The sequence below is a fragment of the Psychrobacter submarinus genome (assembly GCF_904846685.1).
Taxonomy (GTDB): Bacteria; Pseudomonadota; Gammaproteobacteria; order Pseudomonadales; family Moraxellaceae; genus Psychrobacter; species Psychrobacter submarinus.
This window is the reverse complement of sequence record NZ_CAJHBQ010000002.1, coordinates 281,569-302,082: the sequence shown is the minus strand read 5'-3', so window position 1 is coordinate 302,082 and position 20,514 is coordinate 281,569. Positions and strand designations below refer to the sequence as shown.

At 44.6% G+C, this 20,514-nt stretch carries 17 protein-coding genes and 2 pseudogenes; 15 read left to right on the top strand and 4 right to left on the bottom strand.

Annotated features, from left to right (window positions below; all coding sequences use genetic code 11):
- Nucleotides 1-195 precede the first annotated feature (195 nt).
- Nucleotides 196-1,488 (top strand): annotated as a pseudogene (locus JMY03_RS07550) (IS3 family transposase).
- On the opposite strand, the gene JMY03_RS07545 reads toward JMY03_RS07550, so the two are convergent.
- Nucleotides 1,489-1,812, bottom strand: a complete 324-nt coding sequence (locus tag JMY03_RS07545; protein ID WP_227675547.1) for a hypothetical protein — start codon at nucleotides 1,810-1,812, stop codon at nucleotides 1,489-1,491. It lies immediately after the preceding pseudogene.
- Between the two features lie 345 nt (nucleotides 1,813-2,157).
- On the opposite strand from JMY03_RS07545, the gene JMY03_RS07540 reads away from it, so the two are divergent.
- Entirely contained in the window at nucleotides 2,158-2,307 is a 150-nt protein-coding gene (locus JMY03_RS07540) for a hypothetical protein (RefSeq protein WP_201602617.1), read from the top strand.
- 162 nt (nucleotides 2,308-2,469) lie between these two features.
- Here the strand turns inward: JMY03_RS07540 and JMY03_RS07535 are convergent, their stop codons facing one another.
- The 3 genes from JMY03_RS07535 to JMY03_RS07525 all read right to left on the bottom strand — a co-directional run bounded on the left by JMY03_RS07535 (nucleotide 2,470) and on the right by JMY03_RS07525 (nucleotide 5,832).
- Nucleotides 2,470-3,072 carry a flavodoxin family protein gene (locus tag JMY03_RS07535; RefSeq protein WP_201602614.1) on the bottom strand — a complete coding sequence of 201 codons (603 nt, stop codon included), beginning with the start codon at nucleotides 3,070-3,072 and terminating at the stop codon, nucleotides 2,470-2,472.
- 476 nt (nucleotides 3,073-3,548) lie between these two features.
- The gene (locus JMY03_RS07530; RefSeq protein ID WP_201602611.1) at nucleotides 3,549-4,634 is read right to left on the bottom strand and encodes a polyphenol oxidase family protein; all 1,086 of its coding nucleotides are present in this window, start codon (nucleotides 4,632-4,634) and stop codon (nucleotides 3,549-3,551) included.
- A 94-nt stretch (nucleotides 4,635-4,728) separates the two neighbouring features.
- Nucleotides 4,729-5,832 carry an RluA family pseudouridine synthase gene (locus JMY03_RS07525; protein WP_227675577.1) on the bottom strand — a complete coding sequence of 368 codons (1,104 nt, stop codon included), beginning with the start codon at nucleotides 5,830-5,832 and terminating at the stop codon, nucleotides 4,729-4,731.
- A 478-nt stretch (nucleotides 5,833-6,310) separates the two neighbouring features.
- Between JMY03_RS07525 and JMY03_RS07520 the strand changes: the two genes are divergently transcribed.
- From JMY03_RS07520 to yfaE, 13 genes and pseudogenes are all read left to right on the top strand, one after another.
- A complete protein-coding gene (locus JMY03_RS07520) occupies nucleotides 6,311-7,537 on the top strand; it encodes an outer membrane protein assembly factor BamD (RefSeq protein ID WP_201602608.1) in 1,227 nt (408 codons plus the stop codon).
- A 231-nt stretch (nucleotides 7,538-7,768) separates the two neighbouring features.
- Nucleotides 7,769-9,874, top strand: a complete 2,106-nt coding sequence (locus tag JMY03_RS07515) for a DNA primase (protein WP_201602606.1) — start codon at nucleotides 7,769-7,771, stop codon at nucleotides 9,872-9,874.
- Nucleotides 9,875-10,468: 594 nt separating this feature from the next.
- Nucleotides 10,469-12,388, top strand: coding sequence for an RNA polymerase sigma factor RpoD (gene rpoD / locus JMY03_RS07510; protein ID WP_201602604.1), 1,920 nt, complete (start codon nucleotides 10,469-10,471; stop codon nucleotides 12,386-12,388).
- A 142-nt stretch (nucleotides 12,389-12,530) separates the two neighbouring features.
- Nucleotides 12,531-12,911, top strand: coding sequence for a YbeD family protein (locus JMY03_RS07505; protein ID WP_201602602.1), 381 nt, complete (start codon nucleotides 12,531-12,533; stop codon nucleotides 12,909-12,911).
- A 586-nt stretch (nucleotides 12,912-13,497) separates the two neighbouring features.
- The gene (gene nrdA / locus JMY03_RS07500) at nucleotides 13,498-15,774 is read left to right on the top strand and encodes a class 1a ribonucleoside-diphosphate reductase subunit alpha (RefSeq protein ID WP_201602600.1); all 2,277 of its coding nucleotides are present in this window, start codon (nucleotides 13,498-13,500) and stop codon (nucleotides 15,772-15,774) included.
- Nucleotides 15,775-16,296: 522 nt separating this feature from the next.
- Nucleotides 16,297-16,524 (top strand): hypothetical protein, encoded by a 228-nt coding sequence (locus tag JMY03_RS07495; RefSeq protein ID WP_201602598.1) that lies wholly within the window; start codon nucleotides 16,297-16,299, stop codon nucleotides 16,522-16,524.
- An 87-nt stretch (nucleotides 16,525-16,611) separates the two neighbouring features.
- Nucleotides 16,612-17,523: a hypothetical protein gene (locus JMY03_RS07490; RefSeq protein WP_201602596.1), complete on the top strand. Its 912-nt coding sequence runs from the start codon at nucleotides 16,612-16,614 to the stop codon at nucleotides 17,521-17,523.
- A 7-nt stretch (nucleotides 17,524-17,530) separates the two neighbouring features.
- The gene (locus JMY03_RS07485) at nucleotides 17,531-17,761 is read left to right on the top strand and encodes a hypothetical protein (protein WP_201602594.1); all 231 of its coding nucleotides are present in this window, start codon (nucleotides 17,531-17,533) and stop codon (nucleotides 17,759-17,761) included.
- A gap of 92 nt (nucleotides 17,762-17,853) precedes the next feature.
- Nucleotides 17,854-18,105, top strand: a complete 252-nt coding sequence (locus JMY03_RS07480) for a type II toxin-antitoxin system Phd/YefM family antitoxin (RefSeq protein WP_201577588.1) — start codon at nucleotides 17,854-17,856, stop codon at nucleotides 18,103-18,105.
- Nucleotides 18,095-18,381: pseudogene (locus tag JMY03_RS07475) on the top strand (type II toxin-antitoxin system RelE family toxin). Before JMY03_RS07480 ends, JMY03_RS07475 begins: the two are co-directional and overlap by 11 nt.
- A gap of 64 nt (nucleotides 18,382-18,445) precedes the next feature.
- A complete protein-coding gene (locus JMY03_RS07470; RefSeq protein ID WP_227675546.1) occupies nucleotides 18,446-18,823 on the top strand; it encodes a hypothetical protein in 378 nt (125 codons plus the stop codon).
- An 83-nt stretch (nucleotides 18,824-18,906) separates the two neighbouring features.
- A complete protein-coding gene (gene nrdB, locus JMY03_RS07465) occupies nucleotides 18,907-20,040 on the top strand; it encodes a class Ia ribonucleoside-diphosphate reductase subunit beta (protein WP_201602592.1) in 1,134 nt (377 codons plus the stop codon).
- Nucleotides 20,041-20,143: 103 nt separating this feature from the next.
- Nucleotides 20,144-20,410 carry a class I ribonucleotide reductase maintenance protein YfaE gene (gene yfaE / locus JMY03_RS07460; protein ID WP_025644195.1) on the top strand — a complete coding sequence of 89 codons (267 nt, stop codon included), beginning with the start codon at nucleotides 20,144-20,146 and terminating at the stop codon, nucleotides 20,408-20,410.
- Nucleotides 20,411-20,514: the final 104 nt, after the last annotated feature.

Sequence of the window (20,514 nt, the reverse complement as noted above, 5' to 3'; positions counted from 1 at the left end):
GCAAATGCGCGTTCGCTCTACAGGTTCATAACCCTAAAAACAACAAAGCGCCTAATGGTTTATTAGGCGCTTTGTTGTTTGAGCTCAAACAGATAAAAAGCTTGTCGTCATAAATATACTAAACTTTATATGAGCTATGCTGAAGAAACCGTACAACTAAACTTGGTAAACTAAGCGTATTGACAGGAGTTTACCATGACCAAGAAAGTTAGAACTTACAGCACAGAATTTAAAGCCGAAGCTGTTAAAAAGATAGCGGATAATAATGGCAATATTTCAGCTACTGCAAAGCAGCTCGGGATCGCCATGCAAACCTTATCTAACTGGCAGAATAAAGCCAATCAAGGCAAGCTTGTGGGCACTGAACAATACGATCCTGATCTTATGACGGCTCTTCAGGAAATAAAGCAGCTCAAGCGGCAGCTTAAAGTGGCTGAAGAGGAGCGCGAGATCTTAAATGAGGAGGGATAAAGCGAAGCACTGCTTCGCCCCGACGCAAGATGAGAGCTATGCTCGAATGAGGCGACGGCGTACTTTGCCAATGAGGAACGTTAAGAAACAGTCTGGGAGACTGTTTTAGTGACGCAAGGCGTAGGGCTATGCCCGAAGTGACAGTTAGTGAAGTACGCCTTTATTAAAGACAATCAGCAAGTCTTTAGCATTAGTAGCATGTGCCGCGTACTACAGGTTAAACCCTCAAGCTACTATGACTGGCTAGGTCGTCATATCAGCTGTCAGCAGATACATCGTAATCAGTGCGAGTTACTGGTTAAAGCCGCTCACAATGAAACGAAAGAACGTTATGGCGTAGATCGACTGCATGCTCATCTAAGCGAGCAAGGGCATGACATTAGCCTATATATGGTAAGAAGCATCAAAGAGGAACACGGCATTAAATGTCGTCGTCATAAGCGCTTTAAAGTCACCACTGACTCTAATCACAACAAACTGGTCTATGATAACGTGCTGGATCAGCAGTTTGATGCCAAGTGTCCTAATCAGGCGTGGGTCAGTGACATCACCTATATCTGGACACATGAAGGCTGGCTGTACTTAGCAGGAGTCAAAGACTTATACACCAAAGAGCTGGTTGGTTATGCCATCAACAAACGCATGACCGCAGATTTAGTATGTCGTGCACTCAATATGGCAATTAAAAATAAACGGCCCAGCAAAGAGCTAATCGTTCACTCTGACAGAGGCAGTCAGTATTGCAGTCACGCCTACCACAAGACCATTAAGCAGCATCAATTTATAGGCTCAATGAGCGGCAAAGGCAACTGTTTCGATAACGCTCCAATAGAAAGCTTCTGGGGCACTTTAAAGAACGAGCTGGTATATCATCAGGATTATAAGACTAGATTTGCAGCGATCAACGATATTATTAGATACATCGAGCTGTACTACAATCAGACGAGGATTCAAAAGGGTTTGGGTTATAAATCACCAAGACAGGTGTGGTTTGATTATTATCGTCAGGCTGCGTAACTAAAATCTCCCAAGTTTATATATACGGGATTGACGGCAGGGGTCAAATTTACCGATACCATACTGTTTTGAGGGCGTAATATTAGTGGAATAAATATCACCCATCGGTGTTTCAATCGCGTTACCGCCGACGTAGTCATCGCCGTGGCAGGCCATACAATCAGCAGCGCGGGCAATATACGCACCGCGGTTGACTAGATCGCTGTTGGCAGGGCTGACATTAGGTAGGCTTGCAGCATCAGGAATACTTGTAGCTTCAGCTAATGCGGCGGTAGAAGTGAGACCGATAGCAAACATCGATAGCATCAGATAAAGTGGCTTCATAATATCCTCGTATAGCTAGCAGCTTGATTTTTAATTCGTTGTTTTGCGTTGATGAAGCAGCACAGGGTTGTCAATATAATGCTTTGAATACAATGCTCTTAAAAGCTATCGCATTTGCATACTGAGCCGTGTCAACGTTATTTAATACCTTATGAGTCGACTTTATATTATTTCTGCAGTGTTGCTAGTTTATTAACGTATTCGTTTAAATACTTTACAAAAGTTAGACTAGTTTATATAGTCCATCTCTGTACAAACGTTTTGTTTTAATAGCAAATACCCCCGTCTCTACTGCTATCAGGTATACTTTATCTATTGTTGTTAAATTTTAAGAGACTCATTATTTTGAAAGCGATCTTCAAAGCCACCGCTATCCGCGCGCTTACCCTAAGTGCGGTCGTTGTATCTGCAGCGCTGCAAAGCGGTTGCCAGTCTATGCAGTTCGGTGCTAGCCCCATTCCTGTCATCTCTTACAGTGCCTACGCTCAGCCATAACTTTAGCTTAGCGCTTTAACCTAAATTTTAGACAATTGCTCAAAACCACTTCTTAGACATTGGCATAAACGTCACAAGCGTCACAAACAAGAAGGCGGATATCAATGAGATATCCGCCTTCTTACTTATTTGTCTAGCTGCGTGGTGGGCTGTTATTTATTATCAATCATTTGCCGGTTGGTGCTTGATAATAGTTTTGGCTAAGTGGTTGCCAAACCATATCGCAGTATCTATATCACCCTTGCCAGGCGTTTCCTCCGGTGGCCCATCAGCAGATTGCGTCATTAAGCCCAAATAGCTCGATAGCCGGTTTAGATCATTCTCACCGTGTCCTGTCGGCATAAGCGGCAAGCCAATCCAATTCATCCCATGCTGCATACAATATAGATTGATTTGTTGTAGTACCGCAAGCTTATCGCCGCTCAGTCCACCAGAGTTGGCAAAGGCGGCCGCCCACTTGCCTTCCCACTGACGATGGAACCAACGCTTTGAGGTCTCTTCCATAAATATCTTGAGTCCAGCAGTCAAGCTGCCCATATACACCGCACTACCAAACACAATGAGATCGGCTTGATCCAAAAAGTCCCAATCGACATCATGGACATCGATAGCTTTTACTTGTGTCTCTGCTAACTGCTGACGAGCACCTGTAACAATGGCTTCAGCAACGCGCTTGGTGTGTCCATAATTACTGTGATAAACAACCGCTATGGATAAGTTAGATGTTCTATCGAGATTTGCCGTCGCGGCTATAGATGTAGTCATACGAGCTCTAATAATAAATTGGTTTATGGATTCCGTAGCACTTATAGTAGGGCGTGTTGAACATTCACAAATGCGCACTGCTGATCGCTACTAGTTTATCAAAGCTGTGTTCTAGTCGTCGTTAAAATTGCAGATAATGCTTATTGCATTGGCTAGCTGATTTTATTTAAACAGTCGCAACGACTAGGGCGATTTTAGCATCAGCCCTCACGACAACAACAGGGACAGGACTATTTTTTGCCGCTTTATTGATAAAAATAGACGCTTAGAACGACTAAACTTACCATTTTTATCTGCAAATCGCCTAAAAAATAGTCTCTGTCAGTGCCAAGGTCGAATGTTCAACACGCCCTAGATTCAATATAAAAATGTTGTAGCGCTACGGGAATGAATGTTGCGCAGCATCGAAGGGACGCAGCACGCAAGGAAAATTTATACCAGTAGTGCCTTTCAATTTATGACAGTTTTATTTTCACTTAACCATAGCTGCCGCGGACAATGAGTAAAGCCATACGCCCAGTCGCTGGCTGTTGTAGATGGGTCTGACGACGATAGGAGTAGTAGTTTATATCGTCATAGCTACAATCAATAGCGGTGGTATTCGCCACATTTACCCCTAAATGCTCGAGCTGTGCAACAGCGAGCTTCGGTAAGTTGAGCATGACTTTATTCGCAGATATATTCTCTGTGCTTAGAGTAGCGCGATTTGATAATTTATCCATACTTTTATGGCTCTTATAGCTCTTATGTAATTCGCTATTGTATAAATCATCACGACCGACCTTATGCCTTGAGTTACTGTCTTTACTTATCTCGCCTTCTATTAAAGCTGAGCAACTAAATAAAGCGTCAAAATCATTTAGAGTTGCCGAGTCTAGTAACTGATTATCAGTGCAGCCTGCTACTAATTTTTCTAATACTGGGCGACCGACTTCATAATTGGCTTGGCTAATACAAGCCCCTATCCAAGCGATGATAGGGGCATCGCTATCGAAACGCTCAGTAGTTGCTTTGATAACACCGCAAGACAGCCCTTGCCAGCCCGCATGAATCACTGCAATCTGCTCAGTCGCCGGCTGGTACAAAACAATAGGCACGCAGTCTGCGGTCATAATCGCTAAAGCCGTACCAGTTTGCCGGCTAATCATCGCATCAGCATCTACTGGGCGCATACTCAGCTTGGCGTTACGATGCGCCTCATCAGTGCTATGATCAACGTCATAGACATGCTTACCATGCACTTGATTGAGCCAGTGTACACGCTCAACCATTAGAGGTTGCGCGCTTGCCTGTTGTGCGTTTAACTGATCATTGATTGCGCTCAATAAACGCATACGGTTCATCAACACCGTCAGGCTAGCATCATTGACATGTAAGCCAAGATTAAACTCGCCGTAGCTTGCCTGCCCTTTTTGCAGTTGTTGCTTGCTTGCAGCAACTGCTTCGCCATCATCACTATCAATCGTCTTTGTCAGCGCTGTTGTCTGAAAAATAGAGACACCATCGAGCTGAGCGATTAATCGCACTGGTGGCTTGCCTAAAGCAGCTGTCTTATTCGTCATATTCTGCGCTTCACCTAAGTCTAAGTTGATATAAGTCCAAACTGACATTACTCTAAATTGACACAGCACATTGGCTCAAAAATCAGCTCAGCGATTATTCCAAACCATAATCGTCGCTTAGCACCGCTATGAGCTGCTGCATATCTTTCGGTATCGGCACGGTGACTTCGATGTCTTCATCAGTTATCGGATGCACAAACCCTAAGGCATAAGCATGCAAAGCTTGACGCGGGAAGTTGCCGATAGTTTGGCGCTGCTCTTCGCTTAAGCCTGCACGTAGCTGACGACGGCCGCCATAGACGCGATCACCGACGATAGGGTGACCTATATGACTTAAATGCACTCGGATTTGGTGCGTGCGTCCGGTCTCAAGGCCGACATCCAATAAGCAGTAGTTTTCATTGAGCGGGGTAATCTTCAATAGATGGGTGACCGCTTCGCGTCCAGCGGTCATCACCGTCATTTTGGTACGCTGATTGCGGTGACGCCCGATAGGTGCATCGATCCTTTGATGCCGCCTTAAACTGGCTTGATCTCCGGCAACCACACACTGATAATGGCGATAGACACTTTTGTCTTTGAGCTGCTCCATTAGCGCCATTTGTGCCGGTTTTGTTTTACCGATCAAGAGCAGCCCTGAGGTATCCTTGTCGATACGGTGCACAAGTCCTGCGCGCGGCAAATGGTGCTGCTGCGGGTAGTGATATAATAATGCGTTCACTAACGTGCCGGTTTGATTACCAGCGCCTGGATGCACCACCATGCCAACTGGCTTATTGATGACGAGTACCGCCTCATCCTCATAGACGACTTCGATGGCGATATTCTCTGGCTGATCTTCACTATGCTGCTGCAGCGTCGTGGACAAATGCAATACATCAGCAGTCTTAACGCGGTATTTGGGCCTTTCTACTTTGCCATTGCACAGTAAGCTACCGTCAGCGATCCAGCCTTGAAGCTGCCCGCGCGAAAAATCAGTAAAGACTTGTGAAGCAAGCTTATCGATACGTAGGCCTGACTCTTTTTCAGTCACGGTATGCGTCACATCGATGACCTCTAATACGCGTTGACCTGGCAGTTGAGAGCTTTGATCCTCATCGCCTGATTCATCATCGTCTTCTATTTCTTCATCCATAAGACCATCATCAGCAAGAGAGTCCTCATCGAATTCTGCTAACGCTGCTTCGTTTTCAATCATCTCATTATCGGCATTTAGTGTTGTACTTGTGGCATTATCATTCATAGCATATTCAGTCGTCGTAAAGTCACCATAGTGCACTTTATAGAAATGTAGACAGTTATTTGATAATTTAGCGCGCTGGCTATCAAAATAAAGTATCCGTTAATTAGGGATATATTGTAGCATGGCAAATGCTCAGACCCTACAGCATCACTCAGTTATCTGTTTTAAATTAAACTTAGTGATATAATTGATAATCACTTTGCTGTAGTTTATTTGGAGCCGAGTATGGTTTAAAGCCAACTTTATAGTCAGCAAAATCGCTCAGCTTGCGAAAATAAACCGTGAAAAAATAGACGAAGCTTGTATTATTCTATAAAGTAGGCAGAACTTTTGCTAGTAGCCTATCGATTGGTGCTACTACTGACTTTTATTATTAACCTGTTATGTTGCATAGTAGCGTCGCTGCTATTATGCCTTTTGTGCGGAGAGAAGTATGCGCCCTGTAGGCAACACGTTTATCAAACTATCTTCAATGACCTTGCTTACCTTAAGTGTGAGCTTGGCTGGCTGCCAGACTTTTAAAAACCTAACAGGCGATGACGTAGACGCCGTCGAGACGGCCGAAAAGTCTGAACAAGCTTATTATAATGATGCGATTGCACAAATCGACAAAGGTCGTTACAACCAAGCCATCGAAGACTTAAATAACTTGCGCACTTTTTATCCTACCGGTCCTTATGCAGAGCAAGCACTGCTCGATGTGATGTATGCCCAGTACGCTAGTGGCAGCTATGAGCTCGCTGCTGCCAGCGCCGAGCAGTTCATTCGTCTTTATCCTTCTAATCCGCAAGTCAGTTACGCCTATTACGTACGCGGCGTGGCCAATATGGAAGGCTCATCTGATGGCCTAAAAATCTTTAAAGTCAATCAAGCAGAGCGTGATACAGCCTATTTACGTCTTGCCTTTGCCAACTTCCAAGAGCTGGTCAATAAGTACCCCAATAGCCCCTACTCTCCTGATGCTGCTCAGCGTATGACCTTTATCTACAATCAGTTTGCACAAAGTGAGCTGACAGCGGCTAACTGGTATATCGAGCGCGAAGCTTATGTCGCGGCCGTCAACCGTGCCAAATGGGTCGTACAATATTATCCATTGAGTGAGTCTGTTCCTGAAGCGCTAGCTATCTTGGCTTACGCGCATCAAAAGCTTGGTATCACTGATCTGGCCCAAGAGTACCAAACGCTCCTTCAGATTAACTATCCAAACTGGCTGACCAATGATGGCCGCGTTAAGCTCAATACCAAACGTGATAGCTCTTGGTTAAACAAGCTAACCTTTGGTAAGCTTGGTCGCGCAGGTATTAGCGAGTCCTCGATAGCGACGGGTCAATATACTGGCGCAACCAAAGAGCAGATCATTCGTAGCGCCACTCAGCTACGCCTGCCAAGCGACAATGCTGCTGCCAGCAGTGCTAATGCTTCTTTAAATAACCTAGTCACCGGCGACAATCGCGGTGTCAATATCGGTCTAGGTCTGCCTGAAAATGAAAGCGAGCGCATCACTGACCAAGCAAGCACCGGCTCTACTGCTAGATCCGCTATTGTTAATCCGCAAACCACCAATCCTGTGCGCCGCGCAACCCTACCTGATGACAATACTAGCGAGCGTATTCAGCTCACGCCTGCCGATACGGATGTCATCGAAGAAGACACTGAATAGTCGGCTTACTGATATAATCAGCTGACTAATACTGTATCAAAGTACGATGTCAGTAGATAAAAATGCAAATAAATAAGGTCAACGCTATCGTTGGCCTTATTTATTTTAAGCTAATATTAAATACTAGCGCGCTTCATGATGAGGTATGAGTAAAGCCACCTCTAAATATTTCACCAAAATTAAAAGCTGAGCATAATCTTGCTCAGTCTCTGTGCTAAAATATTTATCCTTATGAGTATTCCTAACCATATTCTCGAGCAATTAAATAGCCAAGCTGACTTGATCAGCATGATTGGTCGGCATACTACGCTCAAACGAGCAGGTAGCGAGTTTAAAGGCTGCTGCCCTTTTCATGGTGAAAAATCGCCTTCTTTTTATGTCAATCCACAAAAAAACATCTACCACTGCTTTGGTTGTAGCGTCGGCGGTAATGCGATTAGTTTTTTGCGCGATTATGAAAACCTCACTTTTATGGAAGCGGTTGACGAGCTGTCTAAGCAGACCGGCATCGAAGTCCCGAAAGACGAGCAAAAAAACGTCAGCTACCAGCGCAGCAAGCCGAGGCCCATTGCTCAGCCTATGCCTCCAAAGGTAGTGGACAACACATCTTCGCCGGTGCAGCAAACTTCTGTTACCGCGCCTGACTATCATAATGATGATGCATTCTATGCCAGCCACGCAAGTAGTGATTATTTTGATAACTATACTAGCGACTTGTCCGCGGCTATGGATTATCCTGATTACAACCCTATCGATGACCAACAGCCGCCAGATTGGCTTATGGCTGATGACTACTCAATGCCAATCGGCGCTGATAGTGCCAGTGAGCAAGACGGCAACTTATACGAGCTGTTGACGCAGATTCAGCAATTTTATCAGCGTAATCTGCACACGCATCCGCATGCCAAGCATTACTTTGCCGCCCGCGGTATCACTGAGCAAAGTCTTGAGGATTTTGGTTTAGGCTACGCGCCTTTTGGCTGGCAGCACCTTGAGCATGAGTTTCCTCAAGATATAGAAGGGCTAAAGGCGCTAGGGCTTGTGCGCCAGTCAGAGTCAGGTCGTGATTATGATCTATTGCGTGATCGCGTCATCTTCCCGATTCGTGACAATCAAGGACGCACAATTGGCTTTGGTGGCCGCGCGCTCGATGATGAAGTCAAGCCTAAGTATATTAATTCCTCAGACTCGCCCGTCTTTCACAAGCAGCATGTACTCTATGGTTATTATGAGTCGCGCCAGCAGCGGGCTAAGGATTGGCTCGTCGTTGAAGGCTATATGGATGTCATCGCGCTGTATCAAGCAGGCATTTATGGCGCGGTGGCCTCTATGGGTACAGCGATTAATGAGAGTCAAATCTCAAAACTTTTGACCTTAAACCCAACGCTCACCTTAAGCTTTGATGGCGATAGCGCCGGACAAAAAGCGGCTTGGCGCACGCTTGAGGTGGCGCTACCGGTACTCGCCGATGACAAAGAGCTTAGGTTTTTGACCTTACCGAACAACCATGATCCCGACACTTTTATTAAAGCGCACGGCAATGAAGCTATGCGCGAGCAGATCAAAAACGCCATGCCGCTGTCGCAATATATCTTCGCTTACTTAAGTGAGCGTTATGATATGAGCTTAGCAGAAGGCAAAGCGAAGCTGATGTCGCAAGTGCGAACACTGACAGCTTCTTTGCCAAAAGGCAGTAGCTTTCGTTATCTGCTCAACAATGATATCTATCAAAAGCTGGGCGGCAAACGCAGTCAAAACAGTGAAGCTAAAGATGCCTTGTTAGACTTTGATGGTGATATGACCATCAGTCAGCAGCTGCAGCTGTGCTTTTTGTTTCAGCCCTTAGCGTTAAGCGAAGATCCGATTGAGATGATTTGGCAGCAAGCAGGGCTCACAAGCTTATCCCTGCCTGCCCATATCCAGCAAAAAGCCTCGGCTGACGCCATGCGCGCTTTGGTTTGGGAGGATTTGCAAGATGCTCCTTTGATAGATGTAGTCAGTACCATCAAGCGCTGTATCAATTACTTGCCAAAAGACCCCAATGCGGCAGCGCATTTTATATTATCTAATCTTACCGCGAGTACCCAAGAGTCGCTGAGTCGTAGCTGGGGTCCTTTTTATAAGACCTTACACGCCAGAAATATCTTAAGCTTGGATGCGCTGATTGAGACACTAGTTATGCAGCTACTGCAGCTGCATATGCAAAAAAAGACCCAAGAGCTGATAAAAAACCCCAATCATGTCAAACTCGCCATCGTTAGAAAACAAACCCAGCACCTCAATGATTGGATGCGGGCCCAGCAAGCCGAACAATCCGCGCAAATGATGGGCAGCTAAGTAGATGGTGCGACGAGTCTGGCCTACAAATGATCTAGGGCGTGTCCCTAATTCAAGCGTTTATGACTAAATGGGCTAAAAATGGCTAAATCTTTGGCAAACGGTGTCAAATAGCTGGTCAATATCTTGATATTACCTTCGCTATTTTCCTTGTTTGCCTGCGATTTATCTCATTTTCATCATCATTTTTGAAATAGGGACACGCCCTAGGACGGGCTTAATTTATTTTTTATCCTAGCCAAACCCTTTAAAACCCTAGCAGCTGACCCCATCATCTATGATAATGCTCAATAAGCTTTCAAATCAGCGGTTAAAAAACAAGAGATTCTAGTATCTGCGCTGATTAGCCGTATTCTGTTTTCATAGGTCTGTGTTAAACTACGCCGTTATCAGCTTGATTTGAGCAATTTGAACCAATTTTTTATTTTTTTGCTATTTTGAATTGTAGTCTATTTATAGCATTGATGCTTTTGAGCCCTTATTCATATCAACTCATTGTCATAGTAGAGGATGACTAATTGCTAAGCTTATAGGTCAATCCAAGCATTTAGCCTTTATATCTGTTATGACAATGCCCGATGCAAGCGAGTAATTATGAACGATAAGTCCTTATCTAATTCCACCTCCCAGCTAGCTACCCTAATCCAGATGGGTAAGGAGCAAGGGTATCTCACCTATGCTGAGGTGAATGATCAACTTCCAGACTCTATTACCGAAAGCGATCAGATCGAAGATATCGTGCAGATGCTGACGGACGTTGGGATCAAAATCTTTGAATCTGCTCCTGATGCTGATGATATCTTGATGAGCGATGATTCAAGCGATGATGATATGGCAGCGGATGAAGCAGCAGCCGTACTCGCTTCTGTTGAGACAGAACCTGGACGCACCACTGACCCTGTACGTATGTATATGCGTGAGATGGGTACTGTTGATCTACTGACTCGTGAAGGCGAGATCGCTATCGCTAAACGTATCGAAGAAGGTATCCGCGATGTGCAGCATGCGATGGCCTACTGGCCTGGTACGGTACAGTTTGTGCTTGATGAATACCAAAAGGTTCAAGAGGGTGAGAAAAAACTCTCTGATGTGATTACCGGCTTTTTAGATCCTGAAACTGAAGAAGATCGTCTGGCAGCTAAAGAAGAAAAAGATCGCGTTAAAGAAGAAAAAGAAAAGGCCCGTGAGGAGAAAGAAAAAGCACCTGTCCTCAAAGCTAAAGATAAGAGCAAGCTCGATGACGAAGACGATGAAGACGAAGATGACGTCGAGGAAGAAGAAGCTGAAGAAGAAAGCGGCCGTATCGACCCAGAAGCCGTACGCCTGCGTATCGAGGAGATCGAAGACTTATTTGTTACTGCTAAAGAAGCCTTAATTGAATATGGCCGTGGTAGCGAGCAAGCAAAAGCCGCTTATGCTCTACTCGCTGAGCGCTTTATGATGCTCAAACTGAACAATCGCATGTCCGATCAAGTCATGGCCATCATGCACGATGTCTATGATGATGTGCGTAAGCAAGAGCGCCAAATTATGCGCCTGGTCATCCGCCGTGGCCGTATGCCGCGTAGCGAGTTTCGTAAGACCTTCCCAAGTAACGAGACTAACGTCGATTGGCTCACAGAGCGCCTAAAAGGCAAGCCAGCCTTTGCCGAAACTTTAGAAAAAGTCACTGATGATGTGATTCTACTGCAGCGTAAAATCCGCGACTACGAGCAGCAGCTCGACATGGAAATCGTTGATATGAAAGATGTCGCGCGCCGTATGGCAGTTGGTGAGGCCAAAGCCCGCCGTGCCAAAAAAGAGATGGTCGAGGCTAACTTACGTCTGGTTATCTCAATCGCCAAAAAATACACCAACCGTGGTCTACAGTTCTTGGATCTCATTCAAGAAGGTAACATTGGTCTTATGAAAGCGGTCGATAAGTTTGAGTATCGCCGCGGTTATAAGTTCTCAACTTACGCCACTTGGTGGATCCGTCAGGCGATTACCCGCTCAATCGCTGACCAAGCGCGCACCATCCGTATTCCGGTGCATATGATTGAGACGATTAACAAAATAAACCGCGTCTCGCGTCAGCTGTTGCAAGAGATGGGGCGTGAGCCTACGCCTGAAGAGTTAGGCGAACGTCTCGAGATGGACGAAGTCAAAGTCCGTAAAGTGCTAAAAATCGCCAAAGAGCCGATCTCTATGGAAACGCCTATCGGTGATGATGAAGACTCGCACTTAGGCGATTTTATCGAAGATGGGACGATCTCAAGCCCTGTCGATGATGCAACATCTGCAGGTTTGCGTGAAGCGACGCGTGATGTATTAGGCAATTTGACCGAACGTGAGGCGCGTGTGCTCAAAATGCGCTTCGGTATCGATATGCCAACCGATCATACGCTAGAGGAAGTCGGTAAGCAGTTCGACGTCACCCGTGAGCGTATCCGTCAGATCGAAGCCAAAGCGCTGCGTAAATTGCGCCACCCTTCGCGCTCTGAGCACTTGCGTTCATTCCTTGAGAATGATTGATATAGCAGCTTGAAAAAACGCTATTTTAGCCTCATAAAGGAGGCAAGACAGTAGCAGGCAATAAGTAAAAAAGCTGAGCGAGTCTCAGCTTTTTTGTGTGCGGCTCTAGCATTAATATTGAAAAAACAACAAAGGTTTCATTATGAGTAACGATCCAAAAAACAACGCTAACGATCAACAAGCCAGCAAAAGAGACGTCAAAGTCACCGAATTAGTCGCTAATAACGGCATCTTAAAAGGTAAAAAAACGGATATTCAAAACCCAGAGCTGTGGGAATTTCCCATGAACTATCCGATGAGTGTGATCGGTCATGAAGGCGAACACGAAACATTACTCAATGAGCTAAAACTCATTTTGGGCAGTCAGTTCCCTGAGTTCGACTTAGCCTCTATTGAAGTCAAGCCTTCAAAGACCAACCGCTTTCATTCAGCGCGGGTTAATCTGTATCTGACTAGCGCTGAGCAAGTGAATGAGCTTTATGCAGCGCTTGATAACGCGCAAACGGTACGTATGGTGGTATAAGCAGCAAACCTCTTGCTAGAAGCGGCTACAACGAGTCAGCGCTCTATCTAAGTTGTTATTTGGCGAGTCTTTCCTCTTAATACATCGAAAAGCACAACCAAAATCGTCACTGTTTAGGTGACGATTTTTTATGGCATTGACCGTGCTTATCGGGTACAATCTGTGCCGCTATTTTACGCTTCCCACTGCTTTATCAGTAGCAAAGATATCAAATTCGCAAAAGTGAAAAGCAAGCTGTTTTTTATAAAAAAATTTATGATTCTTTACATATCTTCTAGGCCTTATGCCATCGCTCTTTGCTGAAATTTAGCACCTCAACAACATAAATTCAATCTAAAATCAATATAGCATTTTCAAATTATTCCCGCTATATTGTGTCTACTTACTAACAAATACGCTATATGTAGTGCTCAGTGGTTTTTTACCTGACTAGAGCCTTCGGTATTCTTTTGCCTAAAAAAAAGCACAGAAGCTTTTGGTTATAGCTTGCTTAATAAAAGAAGTCGATAACACTATAGGACAGTTTTGACTTAGGACAGTTTTGACTGAGTAATACGACTAACTATTGATAATTTACGAGGGCGGTATGACACATATTGATAATATTCAAGTAACCAAACGCGACGGACGCCTAGAGCCTATAGATTTGGATAAAATCCATAAGGTAATCGAATGGGCCGCGCACGATTTAGATAATGTGTCAGTGTCACAAGTGGAGCTTAAATCGCACATTCAGTTTTATGAAGGCATCAAAACCCGTGATATCCACGAGACTATCATCAAGTCAGCTGCCGATCTCATCTCAGAGGACACGCCTGACTATCAGTATCTCGCCGCGCGCCTTGCTATCTTCCATCTGCGTAAGATTGCGTATAATCAGTTTGAGCCGCCGCACCTATTCGATCATGTTACAACTCTAACTGAAGCAGGTAAGTACGACGAGCATATCCTAGCCGACTACAGCCGTAGCGAGTTTGATGAGCTAGAAGCCTACCTCGATCACTGGCGCGATATGAACCTTGCTTATGCCGCGGTAGAGCAAATGGCAGGCAAGTACCTCGTACAAGACCGCGTCACCAAGCGCGTTTATGAAAGCCCGCAGTTTTTGTATATGCTCGTAGGCATGTGTCTATTTGCCAATTACGATAAAGCTGAGCGCTTAAGCTACGTCAAACGCTTTTATGACGCGACCTCACAATTTAAAATTTCCCTACCGACGCCTATCATGTCAGGTGTACGTACGCCATCGCGCCAGTTCAGCTCGTGCGTACTTATCGAATGCGGTGACAGCCTCGACTCTATCAACGCGACCACCAGCGCGATTGTGCGTTATGTCTCGCAGCGCGCTGGCATCGGTATCAACGCTGGCCGTATTCGCGCCTTGGGTAGCCCTATCCGCGGCGGTGAAGCGCAGCATACCGGCTGCATCCCGTTTTATAAGCTCTTTCAAACGGCAGTCAAATGCTGCTCGCAAGGCGGCGTGCGCGGCGGGGCCGCGACTCTCTTCTATCCACTATGGCATTTAGAAGTTGAATCACTCCTTGTACTCAAAAACAATCGCGGTGTCGAAGACAACCGTGTGCGTCACATGGATTACGGCGTACAAATCAACAAAACCTTGTACACGCGCTTGATTAAAGGCCAAGACATTACCTTATTCTCGCCGGATGACACCCCAGGTCTGTACGATGCGTTCTTTGAAGATCAAGAGAAGTTTGAAGCGCTCTACACCAAGTACGAAGGCGACCCTTCTGTACGTCAGCGCCAGATTCCAGCGGCAGATCTGTTCAGCCTGATGATGCAAGAGCGTGCTAGCACCGGCCGTATCTACATCCAAAACGTCGATCATTGCAATACCCATAGCCCGTTTGACGCGAGCGTTGCACCGATTCGCCAGTCAAACCTGTGTATGGAGATTGCGCTACCGACTAAGCCGCTTGATAATATCAATGACGAAGAAGGTGAAATCGCGCTTTGTACCCTATCAGCGGTCAACTTGGGTAAAGTCGAGAGCGTTAGCGATATCGAAGAGCCCGCAGAATTAATCGTCCGCGCCCTTGATGCCCTACTCGACTATCAAGACTATCCGGTCAAAGCTGCTGAAAATGGCAGTATGCGCCGCCGTACCTTAGGTGTGGGCGTGATCAACTATGCGTACTACTTGGCCAAAAATGGCGTGCGCTATTCAGATGATTCAGCACTAGGCCTGACCCATCAAACCTTTGAAGCGCTGCAGTATTATTTACTCAAAGCGTCAAACAAACTCGCCCGCGAGCAAGGCGCGTGCCCTGCCTTTAATGAGACCACTTACTCGCAAGGTATTTTGCCGATCGATACTTATAAGTCTGACTTGGATAACATCTGCCAAGAGCCACTACATCTCGATTGGGAAACGCTACGTAGTGAGATTACCGAACACGGTTTACGCAACTCTACCCTAACCGCCTTGATGCCGTCTGAGACCTCAAGCCAAATCGCCAACGCCACTAACGGTATCGAGCCACCACGTGGTCTGGTCTCTATCAAAGCGTCAAAAGATGGCATCCTCAAGCAAGTGGTACCAGAGATTGAGAAATTACGTGGTCAATACGAGCTACTGTGGCAAATGCCAAATAACGATGGCTACCTCAAGCTTATCGCTATCATGCAAAAATTCGTCGATCAAAGTATCTCGGCTAATACCAACTACGATCCGGTGCGTTATGAAGGTGGCCGTGTACCGATGAAAATATTGCTAAAAGACTTGCTCAACGCTTATAAAATGGGTGTGAAGACGTTGTATTATCACAACACGCGTGATGGAGCGAACGATGCACAAGCGGATATGGAAGATGATTGTGCTGGCGGGGCTTGTAAGATTTAAAAATTTGGCCATTAGGCTCTCTGATCTAATTTAGAGAGCCTAATAGATAACTTGGTCTAGTAAAAGGAGGTGCAACTAAAATATAGATAGCATAAAACCACTAAAGCTAATTAATAGAGAGGTAATTTAATTATGGCTAAGAACACAGGCCGTAGTACTCGCAGAGGTTCGGTAAAAGCTCGAACTCAAATGAAGCATCCTAGTAACCCTAAGCATTCGCTTAAGAGAGACGCTGCTACAGGTCGATTTATGAGTGGTATGAAAGGTAGTTATAAAGGGGTAGCACAGGAGGTAGATAGTAGAAGATAAAAATGGCATAGAAGAGTAATCAACTATGCCATTGGAGATGCTAAATACGTCAATATTTAGTATCAGGAAGTTGAGACTACCGACGTCCACAAGTGATAGGCCAATAGAATGAATTTCCTTTTTCAGAGCAGACATTCTAATTTAAAACTTACCACTTGTCCAAAAAAACCGTGAAAAGGTAGTCACAAATATTTCTACTCAGGAGTAATGAGTATGGAAGTTTATCGTGATATACATGGCGACTCTGGCGTAAGCGCATTCGAGGTCGGTGATGACTCTATAATTGTGCGTTTTACGAAAGGTGGTATGTATCTATATAACTATTCCAAAACTGGCGCTTATCATGTCAACAATATGATAAGACTAGCTAGAACAGGAAATGGTCTTAACGGATACATAAACTTAAACGCTAAACATACTTATGCTAGAAAAATAGCATAGGTGTTTGGTCTGACCTAAATGGTTTAGTGTTAGGGTGCTTCGACACCTTAGCACTATTAAGTATAAGTGGCTAAGAGGAATAAGAATTTGAATATTTCAGTTAGTAAAAAGCATTTTTTGAGAATTAATACTTGGGATGATATTTATAAAATGAGTGGATATACTGACTCATTAGATCCTAAGAAGGAAAAGCTAAAAAGAGTTATCGATAAGTATACGCTTCCGACCACAGGAAAGTGTGGGCTCTCAAACTGTGGCACAGCTCATAATAATGGATATATTGTCGAAACTGACACAGGCAAGCTAACAAACGTAGGACATATATGTGGTAAAAATCACTTTGGTGTTATCTTTCAAACTTTAGAGAAAAGCTTCAACAGAGAGTATAGAGATAGACAAGCGAAAGAAAAAATAGCAAGCTTCAAGAGTAATTCGAGCCAATACCTTGAAAAAGTAGTAGTTATAGAAAATATGTATGGAAAGATTGGTCATATTCATAAGCTACAGCAGTTTTTTACTCATGCTTCAAGAGGCTGTCCCTCATTTATCCTTGAAATGATTAAGCTTATGGTAAAAAACAGAAACCCTACTATTTATAAGACTATAAAGCTTAGCAAAGAAGAATATGAAACCTTAAAGACTAGTGGAGTAAAAGCACCGTCAAGGTATAAAGAGATACCTATAGGCACTATTGATGGCTTAGCATTTTTATATCATGAGAATAATCTGAGAATGTATGCTGAGGATTTCAAAAACCCTTTGGATGAGCTATTGAACCTAAATGTTAGTTCTTTAAGTAGCAGTCAACTTGATAGATGGTCTAAGAGAGTCGGTGAGTTTGACCGTACAATTAATCAAACCCATGAGATAATGATAGACAGTAAAATATTTCTTGATAGGAGAAATATTTTAAAATTTAGAAAGTTAATACCTGATGACGATACGCAATTTATATATCTTGTAAAAATCCTGAAAGACCAGTTTGACATTAAAATCTAGTTGTAGGATGCGCCCAGCGCACTCTAAAAATTACGTCCAAACGGAAGAGTCGTTAAGTAAAAAGAAAGACGCCCTAACACGGTCGTTTAGCCCCGACTATAGCGGTATCCTGCTGACGACGATGGCGATGCAGTCTGTGACTGAACGTAGTATCGAGACAACAGGAATGCGGTCAGACAAGATAGACTGCACGCCAGCGGCTAGGCAGATACAAGCGGTAGGCGGGATTGGCTACTAAAATATTTAATTTAACACAGTAACAAGTAAGACCGAATTTTCGTGCTAAAATTAGCCCTATATTTAGGACACAATATTAGCGGAGAATGAATCATGCAACCGATATTTGCGACACAAACAGCCAGTATCTCAGAGCTAAAAAATAACCCGTCTGCTTTAATCAAACAGTCAGATGGTGAGTCGATTGCCATTTTAAATCACAATAAACCCGTGGCTTACTTAGTTTCCACAGACATGTACGAGCGTATGATGGAAGCCATGGATGATATGGCACTCAGCCAAACCGTTAGCGCACGAATGAATGACGGGCAGACACCGATAAAGGTTACCTTGGATGACTTATAGTCTTGAGTTTCATCCTCTCGCATTAAAAGAATGGAAAAAGCTCGCGCCCAGTATTCAGCAGCAGTTTAAAAAAAGCTGCAGCAGCGATTATCCAACCCTCATGTGCCTGCATCAAAACTCTCTGGACATCCAGATACCTATAAAATCAAATTGCGTACTGTAGGCTATCGTCTGGTGTATACCGTCAAAGATGATGTAGTGGTCGTTTATGTACTAGCCGTAGGCAAAAGAGAAAACAATAAGGTATATGAGAGCCTTGCAGTACGCCAACCATAGCTCAAGTATAATCAAAAAAACCCTTTAACTTTACCGCTATAATCGCAACACATAAAGAATAAAAATGACGGAGGTCATAGACGTGCAATATACCGCAATCATCAAAGACGGTGGGTTGTTTATCCCTAACGTATTTTCAGATATTAATGACGGTAGCTCGCACATCGTACAAATAGAAGTCGATATCGAAGCGGTGCGCGAGCAATTCGACTCAAACGTTGCCTCAAATCAAGAAAGCGCAAAAAAAGAGGTCGCAAAAGCTGGGAAAAAACCAGCAAAGCGTGTCACTAAAAAAACAGCGGCAAAACTGCCTCAAGACGAAGGATTAAGCCCGCAGCGTAAAAGCGCTATCGATGAACTAGACGCTTTGGATGATGGTGAGCTTAGCGAGATGCTCAAAGCTTATGTCAACGAAGGGCAGATATCTTTGGAGAACTTGTAGGTTATTGGGTAAGACACCCTATAGAATGTATTTAACGTTTATATCAATATATCAATCAACTAGATATTTAAAAAGGCAGTTTCATGACTTATTCAATCTTTAATCAAACCCCGAATAATGCGCTTACAGAGCCGATGTTTTTTGGTCAGCCGGTCAATGTCGCCCGCTACGATCAACAAAAGCACCCGATCTTTGAGCAACTGATTGAAAAGCAGCTGTCGTTTTTTTGGCGTCCTGAGGAAGTCGATGTCTCAAAAGACCGTATCGACTTTAGTAATTTATCCTCGCACGAGCAGCATATCTTTATCAGTAACCTCAAATATCAGACCCTACTCGACTCCATTCAAGGTCGTAGCCCCAACATCGTGCTGCTGCCACTGGTGTCGATACCGGAGCTTGAAACGTGGATTGAGACCTGGTCATTCTCCGAGACCATTCACTCGCGCAGCTACACGCATATCATTCGTAATATCGTTAATGATCCAGGGCTTGTCTTCGATGATATCATGCAGAACGAGCATATCCTAGAGCGCGCCTCTGACATCGCAGGCTACTATGATGAGCTGTACCGTAACTCGCAGCTGTATAGCTTGTACGGTGCCGGCACGCATAAGGTCAATGGCGAAGAAATCAGTGTTGATTTGCGCTCATTAAAGAAGCAGCTCTATCTGTGCATCATGGCGGTCAACGTGCTTGAGGCGATTCGTTTTTATGTGTCGTTTGCTTGCTCGTTTGCCTTTGCTGAGCGCAAGCTGATGGAAGGTAATGCCAAGATTATTAAACTGATTGCTCGTGATGAAGCACTGCATCTGACTGGTACACAGCATATGCTGAACCTGATGCGTAATGGCAAAGATGATCCTGAGATGGTTGAGATTGCCGAGGAATGTCATGAGCAAGGTATTGAGATCTTCCGTAAGGCCGCTGAGCAAGAAAAAGAATGGGCGGGATACTTATTTAAAGACGGCTCAATGATCGGACTTAATAAAGATATCCTTTGCCAATATATCGAGTACATCACCAACTTGCGTATGGAAGCGGTTGGCCTACCCTCAGCCTTCCCAAATTCGAAGTCTAATCCGATTCCTTGGATCAATACCTGGCTATCCTCTGATAACGTGCAAGTCGCGCCGCAAGAGACTGAGATCAGCTCGTATCTGGTCGGTCAGATCAACTCAGACTTGTCCGATAGCGACTTTGATGACTTTGAGCTGTAATTTTTAGATGTTATTAGCGCGTCGATGACATATCGCTGTCATGTAGGCGCGCTATCATCAAGGCAAAAAACACCAATAAAAATGACCATCAGGAGCTTGGGCAATGACGTGGGTAGTGACTAGCAAACAGCGCTTTTATTTGCATGATAGCGAGACCTTGCTAGACGGCTTACTGCGTACTGGGCACGATATCAACTATCAGTGCCGTGAGGGCTATTGTGGTAGCTGCCGCGTACGCCGTATCGCCAGCTCGCATGTGGTGGAGTATCCTTTTGCGCCGCTTGCGATGATTGAGGATAATGAGATATTGCCCTGCTGCTGCCGGGTTCAAGGTGTTATCTATATCGATCATGAGCTGGTAAAAGACTGAGTGATTCATAAACCATTCGCTCATAAAAAACGCGCTGTCTTTGAAAGACAGCGCGTTTTTTGATGTTCAGTCATGTTGCTATTAACTAATGCTACATAGACAGT

What these genes read in the sequence shown, in the direction of transcription:
- nrdA (WP_201602600.1), top strand. Translation starts at nt 13,498, where the DNA reads ATGACACATATTGATAATATTCAAGTAACCAAACGCGACGGACGCCTA.
- JMY03_RS07505 (WP_201602602.1), top strand. Translation starts at nt 12,531, where the DNA reads ATGAGTAACGATCCAAAAAACAACGCTAACGATCAACAAGCCAGCAAA.
- JMY03_RS07495 (WP_201602598.1), top strand. Translation starts at nt 16,297, where the DNA reads ATGGAAGTTTATCGTGATATACATGGCGACTCTGGCGTAAGCGCATTC.
- nrdB (WP_201602592.1), top strand. Translation starts at nt 18,907, where the DNA reads ATGACTTATTCAATCTTTAATCAAACCCCGAATAATGCGCTTACAGAG.
- JMY03_RS07520 (WP_201602608.1), top strand. Translation starts at nt 6,311, where the DNA reads ATGCGCCCTGTAGGCAACACGTTTATCAAACTATCTTCAATGACCTTG.
- yfaE (WP_025644195.1), top strand. Translation starts at nt 20,144, where the DNA reads ATGACGTGGGTAGTGACTAGCAAACAGCGCTTTTATTTGCATGATAGC.
- JMY03_RS07480 (WP_201577588.1), top strand. Translation starts at nt 17,854, where the DNA reads ATGCAACCGATATTTGCGACACAAACAGCCAGTATCTCAGAGCTAAAA.
- JMY03_RS07515 (WP_201602606.1), top strand. Translation starts at nt 7,769, where the DNA reads ATGAGTATTCCTAACCATATTCTCGAGCAATTAAATAGCCAAGCTGAC.
- JMY03_RS07485 (WP_201602594.1), top strand. Translation starts at nt 17,531, where the DNA reads ATGCGCCCAGCGCACTCTAAAAATTACGTCCAAACGGAAGAGTCGTTA.
- JMY03_RS07545 (WP_227675547.1), bottom strand. Translation starts at nt 1,812, where the DNA reads ATGAAGCCACTTTATCTGATGCTATCGATGTTTGCTATCGGTCTCACT.
- JMY03_RS07470 (WP_227675546.1), top strand. Translation starts at nt 18,446, where the DNA reads ATGACGGAGGTCATAGACGTGCAATATACCGCAATCATCAAAGACGGT.
- rpoD (WP_201602604.1), top strand. Translation starts at nt 10,469, where the DNA reads ATGAACGATAAGTCCTTATCTAATTCCACCTCCCAGCTAGCTACCCTA.
- JMY03_RS07535 (WP_201602614.1), bottom strand. Translation starts at nt 3,072, where the DNA reads ATGACTACATCTATAGCCGCGACGGCAAATCTCGATAGAACATCTAAC.
- JMY03_RS07525 (WP_227675577.1), bottom strand. Translation starts at nt 5,832, where the DNA reads ATGATTGAAAACGAAGCAGCGTTAGCAGAATTCGATGAGGACTCTCTT.
- JMY03_RS07530 (WP_201602611.1), bottom strand. Translation starts at nt 4,634, where the DNA reads ATGACGAATAAGACAGCTGCTTTAGGCAAGCCACCAGTGCGATTAATC.